Genomic DNA, 22,302 nt, shown 5'->3' on the forward strand with positions numbered 1-22,302 from the left:
CCGGCAAGCAACGGGAACCGATGGTCTGCCGCGTGGGCACATATTAACGACAGAAAAGGATTGGACGAATGGTGAGGAATTCAGCACGGGTATGGGTCAGCGGTCTGGCGTTGGCGGTCGGGGTCGCCGCCGTGGTGGCTTCCTTCGTGGTGACCGAGACGCGCGTCGGCGCTGGCCTCACATTCGGGTTCGGTGCGTTCATCGCGTTCTTCGCGCTGCTGTCATTGCTGGTCCACAACCGGGCGCCCGATTTCTTCGGGCTGTTGGTCGTCGGCGTGGCAACGTTCATCCTGCCGTTCCTCGGCCAGGGGTTCGTCAGCGATCGCGGTGCTGCGTGGACGGCCTGGGTGGCGGGATTTCTCGCGATGACGCTCGGCGGCCTGGGCTGGCTGCGCTCGACACCGCCGCACGGCTTGGTTGGCGGCGGGCAAGCGGTGGACTCGGTTGTGCGCCATCCCCTTTCGAACTGGATCGGCAGGGCCGCGCTGCTGGCCGGACTGGTCACCGCGGTGTTGGGCGCCACTGTGCTGCGGGCCTCGGCCGTAGGCGTCATCGTCACCATCGGATTGGGCGCCATGACCGCGGTGATCGCGGTGTGGGTGTTAGCCGCTGAGGACGCGCCGCGCGATTATCTGACACTGGCCGTCGTCGGGTTCGCTCTGTTTCTCTCACCTTGGGTCGCCGGTTTCACCGGTGAGGCTGCTGGTTGGACGGCTTGGATCGCCGGCGCCGTCGTCACCGCACTCGGCGTGGGTGGCTACCTGTCGACCGAGTCGGCTATTGCGGATCGCGCCGGTCGCGGCAACGTCGAAGCACGCTGACGCCCTGTGCCGCGGTACCGACCTCGGGTATACACCTTGAAATGTCGACCGAAACGCCGCTTCTGCTGGCGCTCGACCTCATCGGCACCTTCGCGTTCGCGCTCAACGGCGCCCTGGTCTCGGTCCGGGCTACCCGGCTCGACATTTTCGGCGTCGTCACTGTCGGCATGCTCACCGGACTCGGCGGTGGTGTGATCCGCGATGTCCTCCTCGACGCGCTTCCGCCCGCGACGTTCGTGGACTGGCGCTACCTGGCCGTCGCTGCCGGCGGCGGGGCGATCGCGTTCGTGCTGAGCCCGGCGCTCGAACGGTTCACCATGCCGATCACCGTGCTCGACGCGGTCGGGCTGAGTGTGTTCGCGGTGCTCGCCTCCTATAAGGCCCTCGGTCTCGGCTTCGGCGTCGTGCAAGCGGTCGTCGTCGGCACCATCACCGCGGTCGGCGGGGGAACCATCCGCGACATGGCAATCGGTCAGGTCCCCGTCGTGTTCCGCAGCGAGTTGTACGCGATACCGGCGATGGTGGGCGCCGGATGCGCTGCGCTGGTGCACAGCCTCGACTACCAGAACATCGCGGCGACGCTGGGCGCCGCCTCGGTGTGCTTTGTGATCCGCATGCTCGGCGTGCGGTTCGACCTCAACGCTCCCCGACCGCCTTGGCAGGGTTGACGACTCCCCCGGCTACGGCGCATCGACGACGCTTGTTTGGAGGAAGATGAACGAGTCACGGCAGACGAACGGCGCGCGCAAGGCACAGCCGCCTGCGCCGTCGAACAACGCACCGCCGAAACCGTGGCGCACCGAAGGGCTGCCGAACCAGAACGAGGATCCCGACGGTCGTCGGCAGCGGCCCCGCTGGTGGGTGATACTGATCTACCTCGGGCTCGGCTATCTGCTGGTGTTCGGGATGTTGTCGTTCCAGGACTCGCTCGGCGAGCCGACCAAGGTGCCCTACACCGAATTCACCGCACAAGTGGAGCAGCACAACGTCGACGAGGTGTTCTCACAGGGCGACACCATCGAGGGCACGTTGCGGGAACCCAAACCGATCCCCGACCAAGACGACACCGACAAAGCCTACGAGCGGTTCACCACCGAACGTCCGACGTTTGCCCAAGACGACCTGCTCACGCAGCTGAAGGCAGGCGGCGCGACGGTGTCGGCGACACCGCTGACCCAAGACCGGGGCATCTTCTGGAACCTGCTGATCTCCTTCGCGCCGATCCTGCTGCTGTTCGGATTCTGGTTCTGGCTGTTTCGGCGCGCCCGCAAGATGGGCGGCGGTGCGGGGATGTTCGGCGCGAGCAGCCGCAAGAAGAAGCCCGTCGACCCCGAAACGGTCCGGGTGACCTTCGACGATGTCGCGGGCATCGAGGAGGTCAAGGCCGAGATCAACGAGATCGTCGATTATCTGCGACATCCGGAGAAGTACCGCAAGCTCGGCGCGAAGGTGCCCAAGGGCGTGCTGTTGACCGGCCCGCCCGGCACCGGCAAGACGCTGCTTGCCAGGGCGACTGCCGGCGAAGCCGACGTGCCGTTCTTCTCGGCCAGCGGTGCCGAGTTCATCGAGATGATCGTCGGCGTCGGCGCATCCCGGGTGCGTGAGCTGTTCGAAGAGGCCCGCAAGGTTGCCCCGTCGATCATCTTCATCGACGAGATCGACACCATCGGGCGGTCCCGCAGCAACGCGGCCAGCGTGGGCGGACACGACGAACGCGAGCAGACCCTCAACCAGATCCTGACCGAGATGGACGGCTTCACCGGGTCGGAGGGCGTCGTGGTGCTCGCCGCGACCAACCGCCCCGACATCCTCGATCCGGCGCTGCTGCGCCCGGGCCGGTTCGACCGCCAGGTCAGCGTCAACCCACCGGACCGCAAGGGCCGCGTCGCGATTCTTGGGGTGCACACCCGTTCCGTGCCGCTGGCCGACGACGTCGACCTCGACCGTCTCGCCGCCGCGACACCGGGGATGACCGGCGCGGACCTGGCCAACCTCGTCAACGAGGCGGCGCTGGCCGCCGCCCGCGACGGTCACACCCACGTGACGGACCGGTATCTGTTCGACGCTCTCGAGAAGGTGCAACTCGGTACGGCCCGCCACGTCGTGCTGCCCGAGGAGGACCGCCGCCGCACCGCCTACCACGAGGCCGGCCACGCGCTGCTCGGCATGCTGCAACCCGGCGCCGATCCGGTGCGCAAGGTGTCGATCATCCCGCGCGGTCACGCGCTCGGCGTCACCCTGTCCACCCCCGACGAGGACCGCTACGGGTTCACCGCCGAATATCTGCGCGGACGCATCATCGGCGCGCTGGGCGGGATGGCGGCTGAGGAGGAGATCTACGGCGTGGTGACCACCGGCTCCGAAAGCGATCTGGAGACCGCCACCAACGTGGCCCGCGGCATGGTCGGCAGGTGGGGTATGTCCGAACGGATCGGCCCGGTGGCGGTGCTGCCCAGAGAGGGTGACCCGCGCATGGCAGGCGTTTCCGACTCGATGCTGGGCGCAGTCGACCAGGAAGTCCGCCGGCTCATCGACGAATGCTACGCCGAGGCGCGAGAGATGTTGCGCGCCAACCGAGATCGGTTGCACAGTATTGTCGCGGAGCTGCTTGTCCACGAGACGCTCGATGAACAGCAGGTGTATGCGGCCGCGGGTGTCGACAGGCAGGCCGCCGCCGTCCACGCCTGACGCCGACGGGTCAGCCGCGCTCCGCTGCGACGAGTTCGCGCACGGCCGGCGCGACTTCGGCCGCGAAGCGCTCGGTGGTCTCGGTGTCGTCGGAGGCGAGGATGAACCCGCTGGTGCCGTAACCCAGCGCGACGTCGGCGAGTTCTTCGGCCCACTGCGAGGGCGGGCCTTGCAGAAACCCCGATCCGGTCGCCGAGAAGCGGCCGCCGATGTTGAGCAGACGCCGGATCGCGCCGGGTTCGCGCCCCGCGCCCGCTGCGGCGTCGTCGATGCGGCGGTTCATGTCGCCCAGGTCGGCGACGCCGCCACGCAGGTACTGGACCGACGGCACCCAGCCGTCGGCGTCGCGGCCGATCAACCGCAGCATGCGCGGCCCGTAGGCGCCCACCCAGATGCCCACGTCGTGCGCCGGAGCGGGACCGCGTTTGGCGCCCTCGATGCGGTAGTGCTTTCCCGCGACCATCAGCGGGCGCCTGTCGTCGACGTCCCAGATGCCGCGGATCACCGCGACGGCTTCCTGCAGCGCCTCGACCGACTCCCCCGCGGTGCGCCGGGGCCCGCCCATCGCGACGACGCCGTCCCAGAACGCGCCGGCGCCGATGCCGAGTTCGACGCGCCCGCCGCTGAGCAGGTCCAGCGAGGCGACGGCGCGGGCCAGCACCGCCGGCGGCCGCAGCGGCAGGTTGGTGACGTTGAGTGCGAGCCGAACGCGTTCGGTGCGCGCGGCGGCGTAGGACATCAATGTCCAGGCGTCGTGGAATCGGGCGACGTACGGGTGGTCCTGGTAGGTCACCAGGTCCAGCCCCGCGCGGTCGGCCGCGACGGCCTGTTCGACGGCCTGTGCCGGCGGGTCGTTGACCGGGGTGACGAAGGTACCGAAGAGCAGGTCGTGGCCGTAGTCGCTCATTACGTCTCCGTTGCGGTCGTGGGGTCAGTAGCCGAGCGCAGCACCGTCGCCGCGCGGGTCGGCGCCGCCTTCCAAGAAGCCGTCGGGATGCACCCGGATCGCCTGCGCGTGGCCGGCATCTTCGTCGAAGGCAGGCAGCATCTGCACCGGTTGGCCGCGGCGTTGCAGTTCGTGCACCACGGGATCGGGAAAGCGGCTCTCCAGCCAGAGGTTCTGGGAGGCGGCGCCCCATGTCCGTCCCATCAGCCAGCGCGGGGCCTCGATGGCCTGCTGCACGTCGTAGCCGAAATCGACGAGGCGGGTCAGCATGGCGACCTTGGTTTGCGGCTGTCCCTCCCCGCCCATGGTGCCGATCGCGGCATACGGTGAACCGTCCTCGCGCTGCACCAGCGCGGGACACAACGTGTGAAACGTCTGCTTGCCCGGCTCGAGCTGATTGTGGTGTTCGGGGTCGAGGGAGAAGAACGATCCGCGGTTCTGCATCACGATCCCGGTGCCCTCGGGGACCACACCCGATCCGAAGTCGTGGTAGATCGACTGCATGAACGAGACCACCAGGCCGTCCTCGTCGACGGTGCACAGGTAGATGGTGTCGCCTGCCGGCACCGGGCGCGCGCCGGCCCAACCACCGGGGATGCCGCTTTGCACCTCGCCCATCTCCATGGCCGATTCGGTGTCGATCAGCCGCCGGCGCTCGTCGGCGTATGCCTTGTCGACCAACCGGTCCAGCGGGATGTCGTGGTGCTCGGGGTCGGTGAGCCAGGCGTCGCGGTCGGCGAAGGACAGCTTGATCGCCTCGGCGGCATGGTGCACGTAGTCGGCGGACATGTCGCCCCACCGGGTGACGTCGAAGTCCTCGAGAATGTTCAGCGTCTGCAGCGAGGTGAAGCCCTGGGTGTTGGGCGGCAGCTCCAGCAGCGTCAGTCCGCGGTACGTGCTCCGGGCGGGGTCGACCCACGACGCGGAGAAACTGGCGAAATCGTCTGGTTCCAAAGGTGATTCGGAAACACCGGCACACAGTTTCTGCGCCAGCTGGCCCTCGTAGAACCCGTCGCGGGCACCGTGGCGCGCCAGCACCTCGAAGGCGTCGGCGAGATCGGGGTTGACCAGCCGTTCCCCTTCGCGGGGGATACGCCCACCGGGCAGGAACACGTCGTGCGCGCCGGGGTCCTGCCGAAGCATCGCGGCGTCCTGTGGCAGCCAACGCGCAAGTGAGCGCGCCACCGGTGCGCCGGTACGTGCGTAATGGATTGCGTCGACGAATAATTCACTCCAGGGCAGCCGACCGTGGCGCTCGTGGGCGAGGCGCCAGCCGTCCACCGCACCCGGCACGGTCAGCACCGCAAGCGGTCCGCGGTTGGGTATCTCGGTGGTATGCCCGGCCTTTGCGTAGAACTCGGGGGTGGCCTTGGCCGCGGAGGGCCCAGACGCGTGCAGGGCCTCGACTGGTCCGCCGCGTGGCTGGATGAGGGCGAAGGCATCCCCGCCCAGCCCGGTCATGTGCGGGTACACCGCGCACAGCGCCGCGTTGGCGGCGATCGCGGCGTCGACGGCGCTGCCGCCGCGACGCAGGGTCGCCAGGCCGGCGCCCGAAGCAAGGACGTGCGGGGTCGAGACCATGCCGCGCTCGGCGCGGGTGGGCGGTCGCCCGGTGGCGGGCCCGTTCGGATTGGTCATGTCGGCCTCACCAGAACGACGAAGCGCAGCGCGGTAGGCGTCGCTCGCGTCATACCGCCTCCTCTTTACCCGCCGCGTCGGCGCTAAACCTCATCCGGCGCTTGTGCAGCCAGCGCACCAGTTCGATGAGCCCGGCAAGCGCCAGCGCCACGCCGAACGACAACGCGAAGGCTGCGAGCGCGTTGTCGGCGAATGCGCGTCCACCCAGGTAGCCGATCAGCGTGTTGATCGTCCCCCACAGCACGGCGCCGACGGCATCGAACACCACGAACTGTCGGTACGGGAAGCGCAGCACCCCGCAGGCGACGGTCGTCGCGGTGCGACCGCCGGGGATGAACCTCGCCACGATCAGCAGCGGACCTCCGTGTCGGTCCAACTCGCGTTGCGCCCACTGCAGGCTGCGCCTGCCTCTGGCCCCGCGGGTGATAAAGCGGCGGGCCCAGTCCTCGGCGGAGCGACCGATCCAGTAAGCGATGTTGTCACCGAAAAACGCCCCGAGGGAGGCCATCACGATGACGCCACCCAGCGCCATTCGACCGTCGGCCGCGAGGATGCCTCCCGTGATCATCGCGGTCTCGCTGGGCAGCGCGGGAACGACGGCGTCGAACGTGCAGAACAGCAGGATCAGCGGATATGCCCACCACGCGTCGCCCAGTACGTCGAGCACCGAATCGAACATTGTGGCCGTTTCTCGTCGACAAACCCGCAGCTGTGAAAAAAGGAAGCAGCTCAGACGATATACGCTGCGCTGCAGGGTATTTACCCCGCGGCCCTGGTTCGGTGCGAAAGTCCGTTGCGACAGTGGTGAAATGTAGCTATGTGGACTGATATCTGGCAGGTCTTTTGGACAGCGGTGCTGATATTCCTTTTCATCGCATACCTGCTCATCCTCTTCAACATCCTCGTTGATCTTTTCGTCCGCGATCACGAGACGTCGGGCTGGATCAAGGCGTTGTGGGTCGTTTTCCTTGTCGTGCTGCCGTATTTGACGGCGTTGGTGTATCTGGTCGTTCGAGGTAAAGACATGGCGGTCCGCGCGCGGACCGAAGCGCGCGCCGCACACCTTGGCACCGACACGCATCTCGATGCGACTGGCCGCACCCCGGTGCAGGAGATCGCTGACGCGAAACGGTTGCTCGACGCGGAGGTCATCACCCGGGAGGAATTCGATCTGATCAAGGCGAAGATCCTGCGCTGAAGCACATTTCGGTTTAGCAGTTGCGGCAGAGGGTATTCACTGGCGTCCACGCCAGACCGAAGGTGGCGCATGCCTGAATGGGAGTCGATCTTCATTCCGGCTCTGCCGATGCTCGAGGGCGTCGTGCGGGGCACGGTCACGTTTGTCGCGCTGTTGATCCTGATGCGCATCGTCGGACAGCGCGAGTCCGGCGGCCTCGGGGTCACCGATGTGCTGATCATCGTGCTGGTCGCCCAAGCCGCTGGCCCAGCGCTGTACACCCAGGACTCGACGGTGGCCGACAGCTTCGTCGTCATCGTGACGATCCTGTTCTGGAGCGTCGTCGTCGACGCAGTGTCCTACCGGTTTCCGGTTTTCTCCCGCCTTGTGAAGGCACGCCCCAAACCGTTGATCCGCGAGGGCGAACTCAATCGGCACACGATGCATCGGGAGTTCATGAGCCGCGAAGAGGTCGAATCGCAACTGCGACTGCACGGCATCCACGACCTGTCCCGCGTGCAGCAGGCCTATCTCGAACCGAACGGAATGATCAGCGTGCTCACCCGCGACGGCGAGGAGAACGGGCCGGTCGAACGGCCCGAAATGTGATCACGGCTGGGCGAACACCGCTTTCAGAAACGGCGTCGAATCCGGCAGTGCCGCCAGCACGGTGCCGCCGTGGTCCTGGTCCGGATAGACCCGCAACTCGACGTTCTGGTGGTTGGCCACCAACTGGTCGTAGAACGTCAGCGTCGACTGGGGCGGCACATCACGATCCAACAACCCGACCCCGAGAAAGATCGGCCGGTCATAGCCGCGGTCCGGTGTGCCCATGTAGGCGTCGAGCGCCTCGGAGATCCCCGGCAGCGACAGCACCGGCGCGCTGAAGAACTCCGCAGGCGTCATCCCCGTCAGCTCGCGGTCCAGTTGCGGTTTACACATCGTCGCGGCCTTGGCGGCGGCGTCGCGTCCGGCCGGGGTGAGCACCGAGTTGATGTCGATGTCGGGACGCGCTTCCCGGAAGGCCGCGAGGATGTAGGCGGCGTAGCTGTTGGCGGCCGGGCCGAGTTCCGCAGGCAACTTCATATCCGGCGCGGCCAGTTTGACCACCCGTTCGATGTTGGCGGGGGTTCCGGTGGCCACCACACCGCGGTAGTCCAGCCCGCTGCCGTCGCTGAACTCGGTGGCCCACCGGGCACTGTTGACCGCCGCACCGCCGCCCTGGGACTGGCCGACGATGGCCCACTTCGGTGCCAGCGGCAGGTCCATCTGGTGCGCGGCGATCACCGAATCGATGACACCGTGGGCGGTGGGCACGCTGTTGAGGTAGCTCATCAAACCCGGTGTCCCCAAACCGACGTAGTCGGGGGCCACCACCGCATAGCCCTGGTCGAGCCAGTGCGTCAGGTACTCGTCGTCGCGTGGGCTGCGCGGCAGCGCAGACGGTGTGCAGTCATCGCCCAACCCCACGGTGCCGTGCGCCCACGCGATCACCGGCCATCCGCCCTGCGGTGGCTCACCGTGCGGCATGAACACCGCAGCTGTGCCCACCGCGGGGTCGCCGTGCTGGTCGACGGTCGAGTACAGGATCCGATAAGCATCCGCCGAACCCCGCACCGCCAGCGCGGGATTCAGCGGTACCGATCGAATCAACGTGGCATCCAACGGGATCGGCCCGTCGTAATGGCGCGCGTCGAGGCCGGACCAGTCCGGTGCCGCCGCAGCGGCGCCCGGCACCGGCGCAACCAGCAGCGCAGCGGCCAACAGCAAGGCCGTGAGCGCGAGACGGCCTCGCCCGCCGCCGATGGCGATCAGTATCGGTAGTGCTCCGGCTTGTAGGGCCCCTCGACGTCGACGTTGATGTACTCGGCCTGCTCCTTGGTGAGCTTGGTCAGCGAACCACCTAGCGCCTCAACGTGAATGCGTGCGACCTTCTCGTCGAGATGCTTGGCCAGCCGGTACACCGCGTTGTCGTACTCGTCGTTCTTGGTCCACAGTTCGATCTGGGCGATCACCTGGTTGGAGAAGCTGTTGCTCATCACGAACGAGGGGTGCCCGGTCGCGTTGCCCAGGTTGAGCAGCCGCCCCTCGGACAGCACGACGATCGACTTGCCGTCGTCGAACACCCACTGGTCGACCTGCGGCTTGATGTTGATCCGCTTGGCCCCGGAGCGTTCCAGCGCAGCCATGTCGATCTCGTTGTCGAAGTGGCCGATGTTGCCCAGGATCGCCTGATCCTTCATCGCCCGCATGTGCTCGAGCGTGATGATGTCTTTGTTGCCGGTCGCGGTGATGACGATGTCGGCCTCGCCGATGCCCTCCTCGACGGTGCGCACGTCGAACCCGTCCATCAGCGCCTGCAGCGCGTTGATCGGGTCGATCTCGGTGACCGCCACCCGCGCGCCCTGGCCGGCCAGCGACTCCGCGCAGCCCTTGCCGACGTCGCCGTAGCCGCAGATCAGCACCTTCTTACCGCCGATCAGCACGTCGGTGCCGCGGTTGATGCCGTCGATCAGCGAGTGCCGGGTGCCGTACTTGTTGTCGAACTTGGACTTGGTCACCGAGTCGTTGACGTTGATCGCCGGGAACGGTAGCTCGCCCGCGGCCTCGAACTGGTAGAGCCGCAGCACCCCCGTCGTCGTCTCCTCGGTGACGCCCTTGACCGCCTCGGCGATCTTGGTCCACTTGTCCTTCTCGGTTTCGAAGCGCTCCCGCACCAGCGCCAGGAAGACCTTCCACTCGGCTGGATCGTCGTCCTCGGCGGGCGGCACCACACCGGCCTTCTCGTACTGCGCGCCGCGCAGCACCAGCATGGTGGCGTCGCCGCCGTCGTCGAGGATCATGTTGGCCGGCTCGCCCGGCCACGTGAGCATCTGCTCGGCGGCCCACCAGTACTCCTCGAGCGTCTCGCCCTTCCAGGCGAAGACCGGGGTGCCCTGCGGCTCCTCCGGGGTGCCGTGCGGGCCGACGACGACCGCGGCGGCGGCGTGGTCCTGGGTGGAGAAGATGTTGCACGACGCCCAGCGCACTTCGGCGCCCAGCGCCGTCAGCGTCTCGATGAGCACCGCGGTCTGCACGGTCATGTGCAGCGACCCTGAGATGCGCGCACCCTTGAGCGGCGCCACATCGGCGTACTCGCGGCGCAACGCCATCAACCCGGGCATCTCGTGTTCGGCGAGCCCGATCTCCTTGCGACCGAATTCAGCAAGGGACAGATCGGCCACCTTGTAGTCGATGCCGTTGCGGACGTCGGGGGTCAGCCGCTGTTCAGTCGTCGTCATGGAGCTCTCTTCCTGGGGCTTTCTGGGGCATGCGGTTGTACTCAAGCTTGCCCGGCCAGCGTCGTGGCTAATCGGTGGCGATCACACCGTAGCGTTCAGCGGCCGGCGTAAGCAGCCTAGCCAAGTCCGCCGCGACGTCGTGATCTGCCTCCGGTGGCATCGAGATATAGCTCATCGCCAGCCGCACGATCGCGCGGGCCAGCATGCCGGCGTCGTCGCCGCTGCACGCCACCCAGCTGTGCACGAACGTCGCCGTCAGCCGCTGCGAACAGTGGTTGATGATCGGGCCGCTGCCGGTGGTGATGAGCGCCAACAGGTCCGGTTTGATCTCGCCGGTCAGCAGCGACATGACCAATGGGTCGGCGGCCGACTCGGTGAAGAAGTCGCGGAAACCCTGCAGGAACGCCGAGTAGACATCGCCCACGTTGCCCTCGATCGCCTCGTCGACGTGGTCGACGAGGCGGTCGGCCAACCGCAGCGCGTACGCCTGCGCCAGGCCCTGGCGCGATCCGAACTCGTTGTAGATGGTCTGGCGGCTGATGCCGGCGGCGTTGGCCACGTGCGACAGCGTGATCGCCGACCAGTCGCGGGTGAGCAGCAGGTCGCGCATACCGTCCAGGATGGAGTCACGCAGCAACACCCGGGACGCTTCCGCGTAGGGGACGCGCTGCGCGGTTCGCTTCGTGCGCGGTGGACTCACACGCGCGACATTAGCGTTTTCTGCCGCCGCGCTCGCGAAGACGGCCTCACCGGCGGGCGACTTGGACCATTTCGAAGTCCGATTTGGCCGCGCCGCAGTTCGGGCAGGTCCAGTCCTCGGGGATGTCCTCCCAGCGGGTGCCGGGCGCGATGCCGTCCTCGGGCCAACCCTTGGCTTCGTCGTACTCGAACCCGCACACCAGGCATTCGTACACCTTGTAGTCCACGGTCTCTCCCTTCGTTGCGTTAACTGGTTCCGGCGGGTTGGAAGTCGACCTTCTCGCGGACCGCGCAGTCCGGGCAGCCCCAGTCGTCGGGGATGTCGGAAAACGGGGTGCCGGCCGGAAAGCCTTCGCGCGGTTCGCCGTTGGCCTCGTCATAGACGTATTCGCACCCGGGGCATTTGAAGGACGCCATCAGGCACTCTCCTTTTTCCCGTACCGGGCCACCACCTTGTCGCGCACCCGCGGGTGGATGTTGACGCGGGTGATGTCGCCGTCGTAGTGGTCGAGCACCCGGTGGTCCATCACGCGGCGCCACAGCGGCGGGAAGTACGTCAGCGTGATCATCGACGCGTAGCCGCTGGGCAGGTTGGGCGCGCCGGCCATGCTGCGCAGTGTCTGGTAGCGCCGGGTGGGGTTGGCGTGGTGATCGCTGTGCCGCTGCAGGTGATACAGGAACAGGTTGGTCACGATGTGGTCGGAGTTCCAGCTATGGGCGGGCGTGCAGCGCTCGTAGCGGCCGCTGTCGAGCTTCTGGCGCAGCAGGCCGTAGTGCTCGAGGTAGTTGACCGTCTCCAGCAGCATGAAGCCGTACACCGCCGAAATCACGATGTAGGGAATCAACGCGACGCCGAACACCGCGATCAGGGCGCCGTAGAACACCGCCGACATCGCCCACGCGTTGAGCACGTCGTTGGACGGATGCCACTTGCTCTTTCCGGCCCGTTCGAGCCGTTTGGCCTCCAGTTCCCAGGCCGACTTCAGCGAGCCGAACACGCTGCGCGGCAGGAACTCCCAGAACGTCTCCCCGAACCGGGCCGACGCCGGATCCTCCGGGGTGGCCACCCGGACGTGGTGGCCGCGGTTGTGCTCGATGAAGAAGTGCCCGTAGCAGGTCTGCGCCAGCGTGATCTTGCTCAGCCAGCGCTCCAGCGAGTCCTTCTTGTGCCCCATCTCGTGGGCGGTGTTGATGCCAACGCCGCCGAGGACCCCCACCGACAGCGCCAGGCCGATCTTGGCCGGCCAGCCCAGCCCGCCGTCGAAGCCCAGCCAGCTCAGGTCCGAGGCGGTGAACAGGTACGCGCCGACGATGACGCTCGCGTACTGGAACGGAATGTAGGCGTAGGTGCAGTACCGGTAGTACTTGTCGTTCTCCAGCCGCTCCATCACCTCGTCGGGCGGGTTCTGCCCGTCGGGTCCGAAGCGCAGGTCCAACGCGGGCAGCAGCAGGTAGACCAGGAGCGGACCGATCCAGAACGGCACCTGCGCGGCCACGTGCCAGCCCCACTGGTTGAACGCCCACACCACCGGCAGCATCACGAACAGCGCCGTCGGCGCGATCAGCCCCATCAGCCACAGGTAGCGCTTCTTGTCCCGCCACTGTTCGGTGGTCTGGGGTTCGGTCATATGCGTGGTCACTGCAAGCCTCCCGAAGTGAATGCCATCACGTCTGGGGTTTGACTATAGAGGCCTTCGTGTCGGTTGTCTAGACACAGACGGTCGATTTGTAAAACCTACGTCAGCGATTTGGGTGCGCTAAGGGTCGCTGAGCGAGCGTTACCGCACCGAAATCGAGTCGGCCTCCCGGCGGCCCAGCACCGAGTGGCCGCGGCTGTACAGGAAATACAGCACCACGCCGATGGCCATCCAGACCAGGAACCGGATCCATGTCACCGCGGTGAGGTTGAGCATCAGCCAGATGCACGCCACGATCGAGGCGATCGGCAGCCACGGGACGCCCGGCGCGCGGAAGCCGCGTTTGAGGTCCGGGCGCGTGCGCCGCAGCACGATCACCCCGGCCGAGACCAACACGAACGCGAACAGCGTGCCGATGTTGACCATCTCCTCGAGCTTGTCCATCGGGAACGCCGACGCCGTAACCGCGACCACCGCGCCGACCAGCAGCGTGATGCGCACCGGCGTGCCACGGGCGCCGGTCTTGGCCAGCCCGCGGGGCAGCAGGCCGTCCCGTGACATCGCGAACAGCACCCGGGTCTGACCCAACACCAACACGATGACGACGGTGGTCAGGCCGGCCAGCGCGCCGATCGAGATGACCTGGGCCGCCCAGTCCACTCCATTGGCGGCGAACGCGGTGGCCAGGTTGGCGTCCTCCCCCGCCGCGCGCAACTCGGTGTAGTGCACCATGCCGGTCAGCACGATCGCGACCGCCACGTAGAGCACGGTGACGATCGCCAGCGACGCCAGGATGCCGCGCGAGACGTCGCGCTGGGGAAACTTGGTCTCCTCTGCGGTGGTCGCGATGATGTCGAACCCGATGAAGGCGAAGAACACGATCGACGCGCCGGCCAGCAGGCCGTACCACCCGTAGCTGCTGCCCTGAGCGCCGGTCATCAGAGAGAACAACGACTGCTCGAGGCCGCTGCCGCCCTGGCCGGCTTCCGCGGGCGGCAGGAACGGCGAATAGTTCGCCGCCTTGATGTAGAACGCGCCGACGGCCACCACGAGCAGCACTACCGCCACCTTGATCACGGTGATCGCCAGGCTCACCCCCGCCGAGAGCTTCGTGCCGACCGCCAAGATGAACGTGACGAACGCGATGATCAGCAGCGCGCCCCAATCCAATTGCAGGCCAAAGACATTGACCGTGCCGCCGCCGAAGCCGAACACGGTGCCGAGATAGCTCGACCAGCCCTTGGCGACCACCGCGGCCGCCACGGCGAACTCGAGGATCAGGTCCCAGCCGATGATCCACGCGATGAACTCACCGAACGTCGCATAGGAGAACGTGTAGGCGCTGCCCGCCACCGGCACCGTCGACGCGAACTCGGCGTAGCACAGCGCGGCCAGCCCGCAGGTGGCCGCGGCGATCACGAACGAGATCGAAATGGCCGGGCCGGTGAGGTTACCCGCCGTCGACGCGGTGATCGTGAAGATACCGGCGCCGATCACCACCGAGACGCCGAACACCGTGAGGTCCCACCAGGTGAGGTCCTTGCGTAGCCGCGTACCGGGTTCGTCGGTGTCGGCGATGGACTGTTCTACCGACTTGGTCCGCCGCGTCATTGGCATTCCTTCCTGATCCGCTGACCGCAATGTAGCGAGTACCCTCTGCTCAATGGGGCGGACTGCCGAACACGCGGTTGTCATCGGGGCCAGCATCGCCGGCCTGTGTGCGGCGCGGGTGTTGTCGGACTTCTACGACCGGGTGACGCTCTGTGAGCGCGACGAACTGCCCGATGCGCCCGCCAACCGTTCTGCCGTCCCGCAGGGCCGGCACGTGCACCTGCTGATGGCGCGCGGCGCCCAGGAGTTCGAAACCCACTTCCCCGGACTGCTCGACGGCATGGTCTCCGAGGGTGTGCCGATCCTGGAGAACCGGCCCGATTGCATCCACTTCGGTGCGGCCGGTCATGTGCTCGGCACCGCGCATCGGCTGCAGAACGAGTTCACCGCCTACGTGCCCAGCCGCCCGCAGTTGGAATGGCAGATCCGCAAACGGGTCTCGGCGCTCGACAACGTCGAGTTCATCCACGCGGCGGTCACCCAACCGCGCTTCGATTCCGCGCGCGAGCGGGTGACCGGGGTGCACCTGGAATCGGGCGCGGTGCTGCCTGCGGATCTGGTGGTCGACGCGACCGGCCGCGGTACCCGGTTACCGGTATGGCTGCAGAACTGGGGTTATGAGCGGCCCCGCGAGGACGTCGTGTTCGTCGGCATCGCCTACACCAGCCAGCGCGTCCAGGTTCCCGACGGCCTGCTCAGCGAGAAGGTCGTCGTGGCGGGCGCGTCGGCGGAGCAGCCGCTGGGAATCGGCATGCTGCTCTACGAGGACGGCATCTGGAACATCACCACGTTCGGTGTCGGCAAGGTCGCGCCGCCACAGGACTTCGCGCAGATGTGCGCGTTGGCCGACGAGATCCTGCCCGCCCACGTGGCATCCGCGCTGCGGCGCGGCACCCCGCTCGACGACGTCGCCCACCACAAATATCCGGCCAGCCGGTGGCGCCGCTACGACAAACTGCAGCGCCTGCCGGGCGGCATCCTGCCGTTCGGCGATGCCGTGGTGAGCTTCAATCCCACGTTCGGCCAGGGCATGTCGATGACGTCGCTTCAGGCCGGGCATTTGCGGCGCGCCCTCGAGACGCCGGGCGCCGACGTGGTCCGCGAAACCCTGCGCGCCACCGCCAAGACCACGTTTCCGGTGTGGACCATGAACGCCATCGGCGACCTGACCATGCACCGGGCCACCGGGCCCTCACCGTGGTGGTACAAACCGGTGGGTTCGCTGTTCGACCAGTTCCTCGGCGCCGCCGAGACGGATCCCGTTCTGGCCGAATGGTTCCTGCGCCGGTTCAGCCTGCTCGACAGCCTCTACATGGTGCCGTCACCGCGCCTGGTCGCCCGCACGATCCGTCACAACATGCGGCTGTGGCTGGCGCAGAAGCGGGCCGTCAAAGAGCCGGTAATCTTCGAAGCGATGAGAGAAACACGATGAGCGCGGGGCTGTTCGGGCTCCTCGACGACGTCGCGGCGCTGGCCCGGCTGGCGGCCGCGTCGGTCGATGACATCGGCGCCGCCGCCGGACGCGCGACGGCCAAGGCGGCCGGCGTCGTGGTCGACGACACCGCGGTGACGCCGCAGTACGTGCAGGGCATCACCGCCGACCGCGAACTGCCGATGATCAAGCGCATCGCGATCGGGTCGTTGCGCAACAAGCTGCTGTTCATCCTGCCCGCGGCGCTGCTGCTCAGCGAGTTCCTGCCGTGGCTGCTGACCCCGCTGCTGATGATCGGCGCGACGTATCTGTGCTACGAGGGCGCCGAAAAGGTATGGGGCCGTGTGCTCGGCCACGACGACCACGCCGTGCCGGCCACGGCGGTCGGCGGTGATGTCGAAAAGCAGATGACCGCAGGCGCGATCCGCACCGACTTCATCCTGTCCGCGGAGATCATGGTGATCGCGCTCAACGAGGTCGCCGGCGAACGGTTCTGGCCCAGGTTGATCATCCTCGTGGTGGTCGCGTTGGTCATCACCGCCGCGGTCTATGGCGTCGTCGCGGCCATCGTCAAGATGGACGACGTCGGGCTGAGCCTGACGCAGCGGACCTCGGCGGCCGCGCAGAAGATCGGCCGGGGCCTGGTCGCCGGGATGCCCAAACTGCTCGCCGCGCTGTCGGTAATCGGCACGGTGGCGATGTTGTGGGTGGGCGGCCACATCCTTCTCGTCGGCACCGACGAGGTCGGCTGGCATGCCCCCTACGGGCTCGTCCACCACGCCGAGGAGTTCGTCCGCCACGCCGCCGAAGGTATCGGCGCGCTGACGAGTTGGCTCGTCAACACCGCAGCATCAGCGGTGATCGGCCTGGTTGTCGGGTCCGTGGTGGTCGCGGTCATGCACGTGTTGCCGTTCGGCCGCGACGACAAGCACTGAGCCGTCAGATTCCCACGGTGGAACGGAACAGCTTCGTCGGTTCCGAGGCGACCAACCGGATCGGGCCGTCGTCGGCCGACACCCACGCCGCCGAGCCGCGCTGAAGCGTCACCTTGCCCGACTTGGCGTGCACCACCGTCGACCCCTCCGTGCACAACAGGATCTGCGGGCCGTCGTTGCGGGTCGGCGCGTCGATCTCGTGGCCGAGCTGGTCGCCGTCGATGCACAGCACCGACACCGCGAATTCCGGTGCGGGCGTGTCATAGACCAGCTCCATACCGCCTTCCATGCTGTCCCTGGCTATTTCGGGACGGATGACCACATCGGCCGCGGGGGTGAAGTCGAGCACCCGCAGCAGCTCGGGCACGTCGACGTGTTTGGGGGTGAGCCCGCCGCGCAGCACGTTGTCGGAGTTGGCCATCACCTCGACGCCCACCCCCTCCAGGTAGGCGTGCAGGTTGCCTGCGGGCAGGTAGATGGCTTCGGCCGGTGCCAGGCTGATCCGGTTCAACAGCAGCGAGGCCAGCACACCGGCGTCGCCGGGATAGCGCTCGCCGAGCTCGAGCAGGGTCTTGGCCTCGGCGGCGAACTCGCGCTTACCCGAGCGCACGTAGTTGATGGCGCCGTCGAGCACCGCGGGCACCAACGCGTCGATGTCGGGCTGCGGCGCGGTGATCCAGGTGGTGAACAGGGCGCGCAAACCGTCGGCGTCGGATTGGCCGCCGAGCAGGTTGATGAACGGGTCCAGGGCGCTGACGCCCAGCGCGCGCATCAACTCGACCGTGCGCCCCGCCGGCCGGAACCCGGCCAGCGCTTCGAATTGCCCTAGGGCGACGAGTATTTCGGGTTTATGGCTGGGGTCGCGGTAGTTGCGGTTGGGTGCCGAGATCGGGATGCCTGCCCGCTCCTCGCGGTGAAACCCCTCCACCGCCTGCTCGGCGCTCGGATGCGCCTGCAGCGACAGCGGTTCGTCGGCGGCGAGCACCTTGAGCAGAAACGGCAGGCTGTCGCCGAACCGGCTGCACACCGCCGCGCCCAGTTGGCCTTCCGGATCCTCACTCAAGGTGTCCAGCAGCGAGCGCTCACCGTCGTCGGTCTGCAGCCACGCCGGGTCACCCGGGTGGGCGCCGAACCACAGCTCCGCCTCGGGATGTGCTGTGGGGCTTGGCCGTCCAGTGAAATCGGCAATCGCGGTCCGCGAACCCCACGCATAGGTCCGCACCGCGCCACGTAGCAGGTGCACTTGCTTAACCTCGAACCAGTTTCAGATAAACGGCCGTCATCTCCAACCGCACCGCCAGGGTCGCCAATTGCCGTTCGGGGCGGCCGTTACCGGAGGTCGGGGCGCCCTCGCCGTTGGGCGCCTCCGGCACGTCTTCGGCGTCGAGCACGTCGACGTCGTCGAGCCCGCTCACCCGCGCCACCACGACCTGCCGTTCGGCGTCGGTGGTCAGCGCGAAGGTCCGCACCCGCTCGGGCAGCGGGCCGTCGATCTCTTCGTCATGGAACAACGGGTCGACGCCGGGTACACCACCGAACCCGGCGCGCAGTGCGGCGACCGTGTCGGCCAGGCCGGCCGCCGCGACCACCCGGTGCGCGACGCGCAACATCACCGCGGCGCCGTGCCGCGCCAACGCCAGCGTCGCCGGAGTGTCACCGGCCAACACCACCTGCCGGTCGGCCATGCGGTCGGCCAGCGTCTTGGCGGGATTGGTGAACAGCTCATGGGCGGCGCTGTTGCGGAACGCCTCGGCGTCGAGTTCATCGGCCAACGCCTCGAGGTCGACCCGCATGCTCGGCTGCACGACGGACAAGATCGCCAACCCGGCGGCGAGGTAGCGCACCAGGCTGAACTCCTCGGGCACCCACACCCGCGGCGCCAGCGCGACGGCGCGGCCCGCGACCACGTCGCGCAGCGGGCCCTCGAACGGCGCCACCACCACGACGCGGGCGCCGCGATGCAGCGCGGTGGCCGCCGCCGACACCAGCACCGGGTCACCGGCATCGTCGCCCGCGACGACGAGCACGTCCAACGCGCCGATCCAGGGCGGCACCTCCGCCGCGACGACGATCGGCGCGGTCACCGACCCGCCGACGGCGGCGGCAAGCAGCGCCCCGCCCGTCTGGCCGTTGCCGCGATCGGCCAGCCAGATCAGGGTGCGCGGTGGTTGTTCGGCGCGCAGGCCGTCCAGTTCGCCCTCGGCGAGCGCGGCGGCGGTCGCGCGCACCTGCGCGCCGGCCATCGACGCCGCGCGCAGCAAACCGTCCCGGTCGGCGGCGAGCAGACCGTCCACATCGTCGAGGTCGACGGTGGCGCGCGTCGCGTTCACGTGACGGCCCCTGACTCCTCGGGCATCTGAGCGTCCACGGTCTGGGAGACCTGCCCGACGATCGTGTCGATCTCCTCGACGGTGCGGGCCTCCACGTTGAGCCGCAGCAACGGCTCGGTGTTGGACATGCGCAGGTTGAACCAGCTGCCGTCACCCAGGTCGACGGTCACGCCGTCGAGGTGGTCGATCGATTCGATCTGCGGGCCGAACGCCTTGAGCACCTCGTCCACGCACGCCTCGGCGTCGGTGACCGTGAAGTTGATCTCGCCGCTGGCCTCGTAGCGCTGGTAGTCGGCCATCAACTCCGACAGCGGCCGGTCCGCTTCGCCGAGCGCCGCCAGCACGTGCAGCGCGGCGAGCATGCCGGAGTCCGCGCCCCAGAAGTCGCGGAAATAGTAGTGCGCGGAGTGCTCGCCGCCGAAGATGGCGCCGGTGTCGGCCATCAACGCCTTGATATAGGAGTGCCCGACGCGGGAGCGCACCGGTGTGCCGCCACGCTCGGCGACCAGTTCGGGCACCGCCCGCGAAGTGATCAGGTTGTGGATCACCGTCGCGCCGATCTCGCGGCCCAGTTCGCGCGCGGCGACCAGCGCGGTCACCGCCGACGGCGACACCGGGCGGCCCAACTCGTCGACGACGAAGCACCGGTCGGCGTCCCCGTCGAAGGCCAGCCCGATATCGGCGCCGGACTCGACGACATGGGCCTGCAGGTCCAGCAGGTTGGCCGGGTCCAGCGGGTTGGCCTCGTGGTTGGGGAACGTGCCGTCGAGCTCGAAGTACATCGGTTCCACGGTGACCGCCGAGATCGGGCCGAGCACCGCGGGTGTGGTGTGGCCCGCCATCCCGTTGCCCGCGTCCACGGCCACCTTCAGCGGACGCAGATCGGTCAGGTTCACCAGCGACCGTAGGAACTCGCCGTAGTCGGCGAGCACATCGCGGTCGCTGATCGTGCCCCGCGGGCCGTCATGGCCGGGCACGCCCGCGATGACCTCTTCGCTGATGGCCGAGAGCCCGGTGTCTTTGCCGACGGGTTTGGCACCGGCCCGGCACAGCTTGATGCCGTTGTAGGCGGCCGGGTTGTGGCTGGCGGTGAACATGGCGCCGGGACAATCCAGCAGACCCGAAGCGAAATAGAGCTGATCTGTCGACGCCAGCCCGATCCGTACGACGTCGAGACCTTGGGCCATCACACCCTCGGCGAAGGCGGCGGCCAGCGCCGGTGAGCTGGCCCGCATGTCGTGGCCGACCACCACCTGCGACACCTGAGATTCTGTGTCGCGAACCAGCCGCGCGAACGCACCGCCGACGTCGGCGACGAACGCGTCGTCGAGTTCCTCACCAACCAAGCCACGCACGTCATAGGCCTTGATGACGCGATGAACCGCCGCGGCGGGCCGAGACATATAGCTCCTTGTGACGTGGACTACTGGCGCCAGCCTAGCCGTCAGACGCTGCCTGCACGGCCGCTACTCCGGGCCGGGCCGGCTTCGAGGTGACTCAATCGGTGGGGTCGGGCAACACCCGCAGGTGGCCCCGGCGGCGCCCGTTGGATGCAGGCCGCTTCGTCGGCGGCGCCACCAGCGTGCCACCGGACGTCGGAGTGGTCGGGTCGGAAAAGCCGGCGGCGACGCCGTTGACCGGAGGTGCGACGTCGCGTCCCTCACGGACCGCCTCGGCCAACGCGACCAGATCGTCTTCGTCAGGGTGCGACGGCAGCGGTCCGGCATGGCGCACCAGCTCCCAGCCGCGCGGCGCGGTGATCCGGCCGGCGTGCACCACGCACAGGTCCCACGAGTGCGGCTCAGACACCGTGGCGAGCGGGCCCACCACCGCGGTCGAGTCGGAGTAGACGAAGGTCAGCGTCGCGACCGCATAGTGAGGGCACCCGGGCCGGCAGCAGCGACGGGGAACGTTCACGCACGGAAGGCTATCGCGGACGCACCCGGCAAGCTGCTGGACACGCGCAGTGCCCGGACGGCCGATCTCCAACCGTTACGATCGTGTCCGTGGCCGAACGGGCACGTATGCGATCGCGCCGCGGCCGGGAGATGCGCGGGCCGCTGCTTCCCCCAACCGTGCCCGGCTGGCGCAGCCGCGCCGAGCGATTCGACATGGCGGTGTTGGAGGCCTACGAACCGATCGAGCGGCGCTGGCATGAGCGGCTGTCCGCGCTCGACGTGGCGGTCGACGAGATACCGCGGATCTCGCTGAAGGATCCCGACACCATGCAGTGGCCACCCGAGGTGGTCGCGGACGGCCCGATCGCGCTGGCGCGGTTGATCCCGGCGGGCGTGGACGTGCGGGGCAATTCCACTCGGGCCCGAATTGTGCTGTTTCGCAAGCCGATCGAGCGACGGGCCAACGACACCGTCGAACTCGGCGATCTGTTGCATGAAATTCTGGTGGCTCAGGTGGCCACCTATCTGGGGGTCGAACCTTCTGTCATCGACCCGACGATCGACGACGAGTAGAGCGCGCGGACTAGATGATGCCGCGTTTGAGGCGGCGGCGCTCGCGCTCGGAGAGCCCGCCCCAGATGCCGAAACGTTCATCGTTGGCCAGCGCGTAGTCGAGGCAGGCGTCCTTCACCTCGCAGCCCTGGCAGATCCGCTTCGCCTCCCGCGTCGAGCCGCCCTTCTCCGGAAAGAACGCCTCCGGATCGGTTTGAGCGCACAGTGCGCGCTCTTGCCAGAGGTCGTCCTCGGGAGTCAATGGCGGCGCAACATCAATTGGGTCGGGTACCAGACTCAATTGCGGACGCGTGGGCGTCGCAGCCGGTGCCGGTCCGATATTGGTGTGCGGCGCGCTGCCTACTGAGCCGAACAGTCGGTCATCGAACGGAACCACACGATCGAAATGGCCTTGCTCAAAAGACATCTTCCCGCCTCCTCACCTGATCTCGTAGATCCCTTGAAATGGAGCCTCGCTGTTGAGATGTGGCCATCCCATTCGAACAAGTGATCGAATCTCGGTCTGCGACACCGGAACCGGCAGGCCAACCGCGAAATGACACTGCTGTGATTACACACGCGTTAGATGCTGCGGTCAAGCGTTGGAACAGAATTTCATACCATTCCGTGACCGATTCTCGGCGAGTCGTTGATCGG

The 22,302-nt window shown here is 67.7% G+C and carries 23 protein-coding genes; 8 read left to right on the forward strand and 15 right to left on the reverse strand.

The window, feature by feature from the left end:
- Positions 1-71: 71 nt before the first annotated feature.
- Genes ABQE93_RS07950 through ftsH form a run of 3 tightly spaced genes read left to right on the forward strand, consistent with a single transcriptional unit; the run spans position 72 to position 3,509 of the window.
- Entirely contained in the window at positions 72-821 is a 750-nt protein-coding gene (locus ABQE93_RS07950) for an SPW repeat domain-containing protein (protein ID WP_448407078.1), read from the forward strand.
- A gap of 41 nt (positions 822-862) precedes the next feature.
- Entirely contained in the window at positions 863-1,489 is a 627-nt protein-coding gene (locus tag ABQE93_RS07955; RefSeq protein WP_448407077.1) for a trimeric intracellular cation channel family protein, read from the forward strand.
- Positions 1,490-1,535: 46 nt separating this feature from the next.
- The gene (gene ftsH / locus ABQE93_RS07960; protein ID WP_448407076.1) at positions 1,536-3,509 is read left to right on the forward strand and encodes an ATP-dependent zinc metalloprotease FtsH; all 1,974 of its coding nucleotides are present in this window, start codon (positions 1,536-1,538) and stop codon (positions 3,507-3,509) included.
- Between the two features lie 10 nt (positions 3,510-3,519).
- Here the strand turns inward: ftsH and ABQE93_RS07965 are convergent, their stop codons facing one another.
- From ABQE93_RS07965 to ABQE93_RS07975, 3 genes are read right to left on the reverse strand one after another with little or no spacing between them, the layout of a single operon-like run.
- Positions 3,520-4,416, reverse strand: a complete 897-nt coding sequence (locus tag ABQE93_RS07965) for an LLM class flavin-dependent oxidoreductase (RefSeq protein ID WP_448407075.1) — start codon at positions 4,414-4,416, stop codon at positions 3,520-3,522.
- Positions 4,417-4,440: 24 nt separating this feature from the next.
- Entirely contained in the window at positions 4,441-6,093 is a 1,653-nt protein-coding gene (ggt, locus tag ABQE93_RS07970; RefSeq protein WP_448407074.1) for a gamma-glutamyltransferase, read from the reverse strand.
- Positions 6,094-6,142: 49 nt separating this feature from the next.
- On the reverse strand, positions 6,143-6,772 hold the full coding sequence (locus tag ABQE93_RS07975; protein WP_448407073.1) for a DedA family protein: 630 nt from the start codon (positions 6,770-6,772) through the stop codon (positions 6,143-6,145).
- Between the two features lie 138 nt (positions 6,773-6,910).
- On the opposite strand from ABQE93_RS07975, the gene ABQE93_RS07980 reads away from it, so the two are divergent.
- Complete coding sequence (locus ABQE93_RS07980; RefSeq protein ID WP_448407072.1) at positions 6,911-7,291, forward strand: SHOCT domain-containing protein; 381 nt, start codon at positions 6,911-6,913, stop codon at positions 7,289-7,291.
- Between the two features lie 69 nt (positions 7,292-7,360).
- Positions 7,361-7,879, forward strand: a complete 519-nt coding sequence (locus ABQE93_RS07985) for a DUF421 domain-containing protein (RefSeq protein ID WP_448407071.1) — start codon at positions 7,361-7,363, stop codon at positions 7,877-7,879.
- On the opposite strand, the gene ABQE93_RS07990 is transcribed toward ABQE93_RS07985, so the two are convergent.
- The 7 genes from ABQE93_RS07990 to ABQE93_RS08020 form a co-directional block, all read right to left on the reverse strand.
- Positions 7,880-9,040, reverse strand: coding sequence for an alpha/beta hydrolase family protein (locus ABQE93_RS07990; protein WP_448407070.1), 1,161 nt, complete (start codon positions 9,038-9,040; stop codon positions 7,880-7,882).
- Between the two features lie 41 nt (positions 9,041-9,081).
- A complete protein-coding gene (ahcY, locus tag ABQE93_RS07995) occupies positions 9,082-10,551 on the reverse strand; it encodes an adenosylhomocysteinase (RefSeq protein ID WP_448407069.1) in 1,470 nt (489 codons plus the stop codon).
- Positions 10,552-10,618: 67 nt separating this feature from the next.
- On the reverse strand, positions 10,619-11,251 hold the full coding sequence (alkX, locus tag ABQE93_RS08000; RefSeq protein WP_448407068.1) for a TetR family transcriptional regulator AlkX: 633 nt from the start codon (positions 11,249-11,251) through the stop codon (positions 10,619-10,621).
- A gap of 46 nt (positions 11,252-11,297) precedes the next feature.
- A complete protein-coding gene (locus ABQE93_RS08005) occupies positions 11,298-11,477 on the reverse strand; it encodes a rubredoxin (protein ID WP_448393099.1) in 180 nt (59 codons plus the stop codon).
- Between the two features lie 19 nt (positions 11,478-11,496).
- The gene (locus ABQE93_RS08010) at positions 11,497-11,667 is read right to left on the reverse strand and encodes a rubredoxin (RefSeq protein ID WP_448407067.1); all 171 of its coding nucleotides are present in this window, start codon (positions 11,665-11,667) and stop codon (positions 11,497-11,499) included.
- On the reverse strand, positions 11,667-12,878 hold the full coding sequence (locus ABQE93_RS08015) for an alkane 1-monooxygenase (RefSeq protein ID WP_448407285.1): 1,212 nt from the start codon (positions 12,876-12,878) through the stop codon (positions 11,667-11,669). The genes ABQE93_RS08010 and ABQE93_RS08015 overlap by 1 nt, the downstream gene beginning before the upstream one ends.
- Before the next feature lie 150 nt (positions 12,879-13,028).
- Positions 13,029-14,498: an amino acid permease gene (locus tag ABQE93_RS08020; RefSeq protein ID WP_448407066.1), complete on the reverse strand. Its 1,470-nt coding sequence runs from the start codon at positions 14,496-14,498 to the stop codon at positions 13,029-13,031.
- A gap of 52 nt (positions 14,499-14,550) precedes the next feature.
- Here ABQE93_RS08020 and ABQE93_RS08025 point away from each other — a divergent pair, with 52 nt between their 5' ends.
- The gene (locus ABQE93_RS08025) at positions 14,551-15,930 is read left to right on the forward strand and encodes an FAD-dependent oxidoreductase (RefSeq protein WP_448407065.1); all 1,380 of its coding nucleotides are present in this window, start codon (positions 14,551-14,553) and stop codon (positions 15,928-15,930) included.
- The gene (locus tag ABQE93_RS08030; protein WP_448407064.1) at positions 15,927-16,865 is read left to right on the forward strand and encodes a DUF808 domain-containing protein; all 939 of its coding nucleotides are present in this window, start codon (positions 15,927-15,929) and stop codon (positions 16,863-16,865) included. The genes ABQE93_RS08025 and ABQE93_RS08030 overlap by 4 nt, the downstream gene beginning before the upstream one ends.
- A gap of 4 nt (positions 16,866-16,869) precedes the next feature.
- Here the strand turns inward: ABQE93_RS08030 and manA are convergent, their stop codons facing one another.
- The 4 genes from manA to ABQE93_RS08050 form a co-directional block, all read right to left on the reverse strand.
- A complete protein-coding gene (gene manA / locus ABQE93_RS08035) occupies positions 16,870-18,108 on the reverse strand; it encodes a mannose-6-phosphate isomerase, class I (RefSeq protein WP_448407063.1) in 1,239 nt (412 codons plus the stop codon).
- Between the two features lie 4 nt (positions 18,109-18,112).
- Positions 18,113-19,195 (reverse strand): TobH protein, encoded by a 1,083-nt coding sequence (locus ABQE93_RS08040; RefSeq protein WP_448407062.1) that lies wholly within the window; start codon positions 19,193-19,195, stop codon positions 18,113-18,115.
- Positions 19,192-20,598 carry a phosphomannomutase/phosphoglucomutase gene (locus tag ABQE93_RS08045; RefSeq protein ID WP_448407061.1) on the reverse strand — a complete coding sequence of 469 codons (1,407 nt, stop codon included), beginning with the start codon at positions 20,596-20,598 and terminating at the stop codon, positions 19,192-19,194. The genes ABQE93_RS08040 and ABQE93_RS08045 overlap by 4 nt, the downstream gene beginning before the upstream one ends.
- A 94-nt stretch (positions 20,599-20,692) precedes the next feature.
- On the reverse strand, positions 20,693-21,112 hold the full coding sequence (locus tag ABQE93_RS08050) for a DUF3499 domain-containing protein (protein WP_448407060.1): 420 nt from the start codon (positions 21,110-21,112) through the stop codon (positions 20,693-20,695).
- A 131-nt stretch (positions 21,113-21,243) separates the two neighbouring features.
- Between ABQE93_RS08050 and ABQE93_RS08055 the strand changes: the two genes are divergently transcribed.
- Positions 21,244-21,666, forward strand: a complete 423-nt coding sequence (locus ABQE93_RS08055; protein WP_448407284.1) for a metallopeptidase family protein — start codon at positions 21,244-21,246, stop codon at positions 21,664-21,666.
- A gap of 10 nt (positions 21,667-21,676) precedes the next feature.
- Here the strand turns inward: ABQE93_RS08055 and ABQE93_RS08060 are convergent, their stop codons facing one another.
- Positions 21,677-22,072, reverse strand: coding sequence for a WhiB family transcriptional regulator (locus tag ABQE93_RS08060; RefSeq protein ID WP_448407059.1), 396 nt, complete (start codon positions 22,070-22,072; stop codon positions 21,677-21,679).
- Positions 22,073-22,302: the final 230 nt, after the last annotated feature.

This window comes from Mycolicibacterium sp. XJ662, from assembly GCF_053484035.1.

Bases quoted from the DNA above. Each gene is read 5' to 3' on its own strand.
- ABQE93_RS08010 (WP_448407067.1), bottom strand. From the start codon at position 11,667: ATGGCGTCCTTCAAATGCCCCGGGTGCGAATACGTCTATGACGAGGCC.
- ABQE93_RS07975 (WP_448407073.1), bottom strand. From the start codon at position 6,772: ATGTTCGATTCGGTGCTCGACGTACTGGGCGACGCGTGGTGGGCATAT.
- ABQE93_RS07985 (WP_448407071.1), top strand. From the start codon at position 7,361: ATGCCTGAATGGGAGTCGATCTTCATTCCGGCTCTGCCGATGCTCGAG.
- ABQE93_RS07965 (WP_448407075.1), bottom strand. From the start codon at position 4,416: ATGAGCGACTACGGCCACGACCTGCTCTTCGGTACCTTCGTCACCCCG.
- ABQE93_RS08025 (WP_448407065.1), top strand. From the start codon at position 14,551: ATGGGGCGGACTGCCGAACACGCGGTTGTCATCGGGGCCAGCATCGCC.
- ABQE93_RS08055 (WP_448407284.1), top strand. From the start codon at position 21,244: ATGCGCGGGCCGCTGCTTCCCCCAACCGTGCCCGGCTGGCGCAGCCGC.
- ABQE93_RS08030 (WP_448407064.1), top strand. From the start codon at position 15,927: ATGAGCGCGGGGCTGTTCGGGCTCCTCGACGACGTCGCGGCGCTGGCC.
- ahcY (WP_448407069.1), bottom strand. From the start codon at position 10,551: ATGACGACGACTGAACAGCGGCTGACCCCCGACGTCCGCAACGGCATC.
- ftsH (WP_448407076.1), top strand. From the start codon at position 1,536: ATGAACGAGTCACGGCAGACGAACGGCGCGCGCAAGGCACAGCCGCCT.
- ggt (WP_448407074.1), bottom strand. From the start codon at position 6,093: ATGACCAATCCGAACGGGCCCGCCACCGGGCGACCGCCCACCCGCGCC.
- ABQE93_RS08060 (WP_448407059.1), bottom strand. From the start codon at position 22,072: ATGTCTTTTGAGCAAGGCCATTTCGATCGTGTGGTTCCGTTCGATGAC.
- ABQE93_RS08020 (WP_448407066.1), bottom strand. From the start codon at position 14,498: ATGACGCGGCGGACCAAGTCGGTAGAACAGTCCATCGCCGACACCGAC.
- ABQE93_RS08045 (WP_448407061.1), bottom strand. From the start codon at position 20,598: ATGTCTCGGCCCGCCGCGGCGGTTCATCGCGTCATCAAGGCCTATGAC.
- ABQE93_RS08015 (WP_448407285.1), bottom strand. From the start codon at position 12,878: ATGACCGAACCCCAGACCACCGAACAGTGGCGGGACAAGAAGCGCTAC.
- ABQE93_RS07980 (WP_448407072.1), top strand. From the start codon at position 6,911: ATGTGGACTGATATCTGGCAGGTCTTTTGGACAGCGGTGCTGATATTC.
- ABQE93_RS07955 (WP_448407077.1), top strand. From the start codon at position 863: ATGTCGACCGAAACGCCGCTTCTGCTGGCGCTCGACCTCATCGGCACC.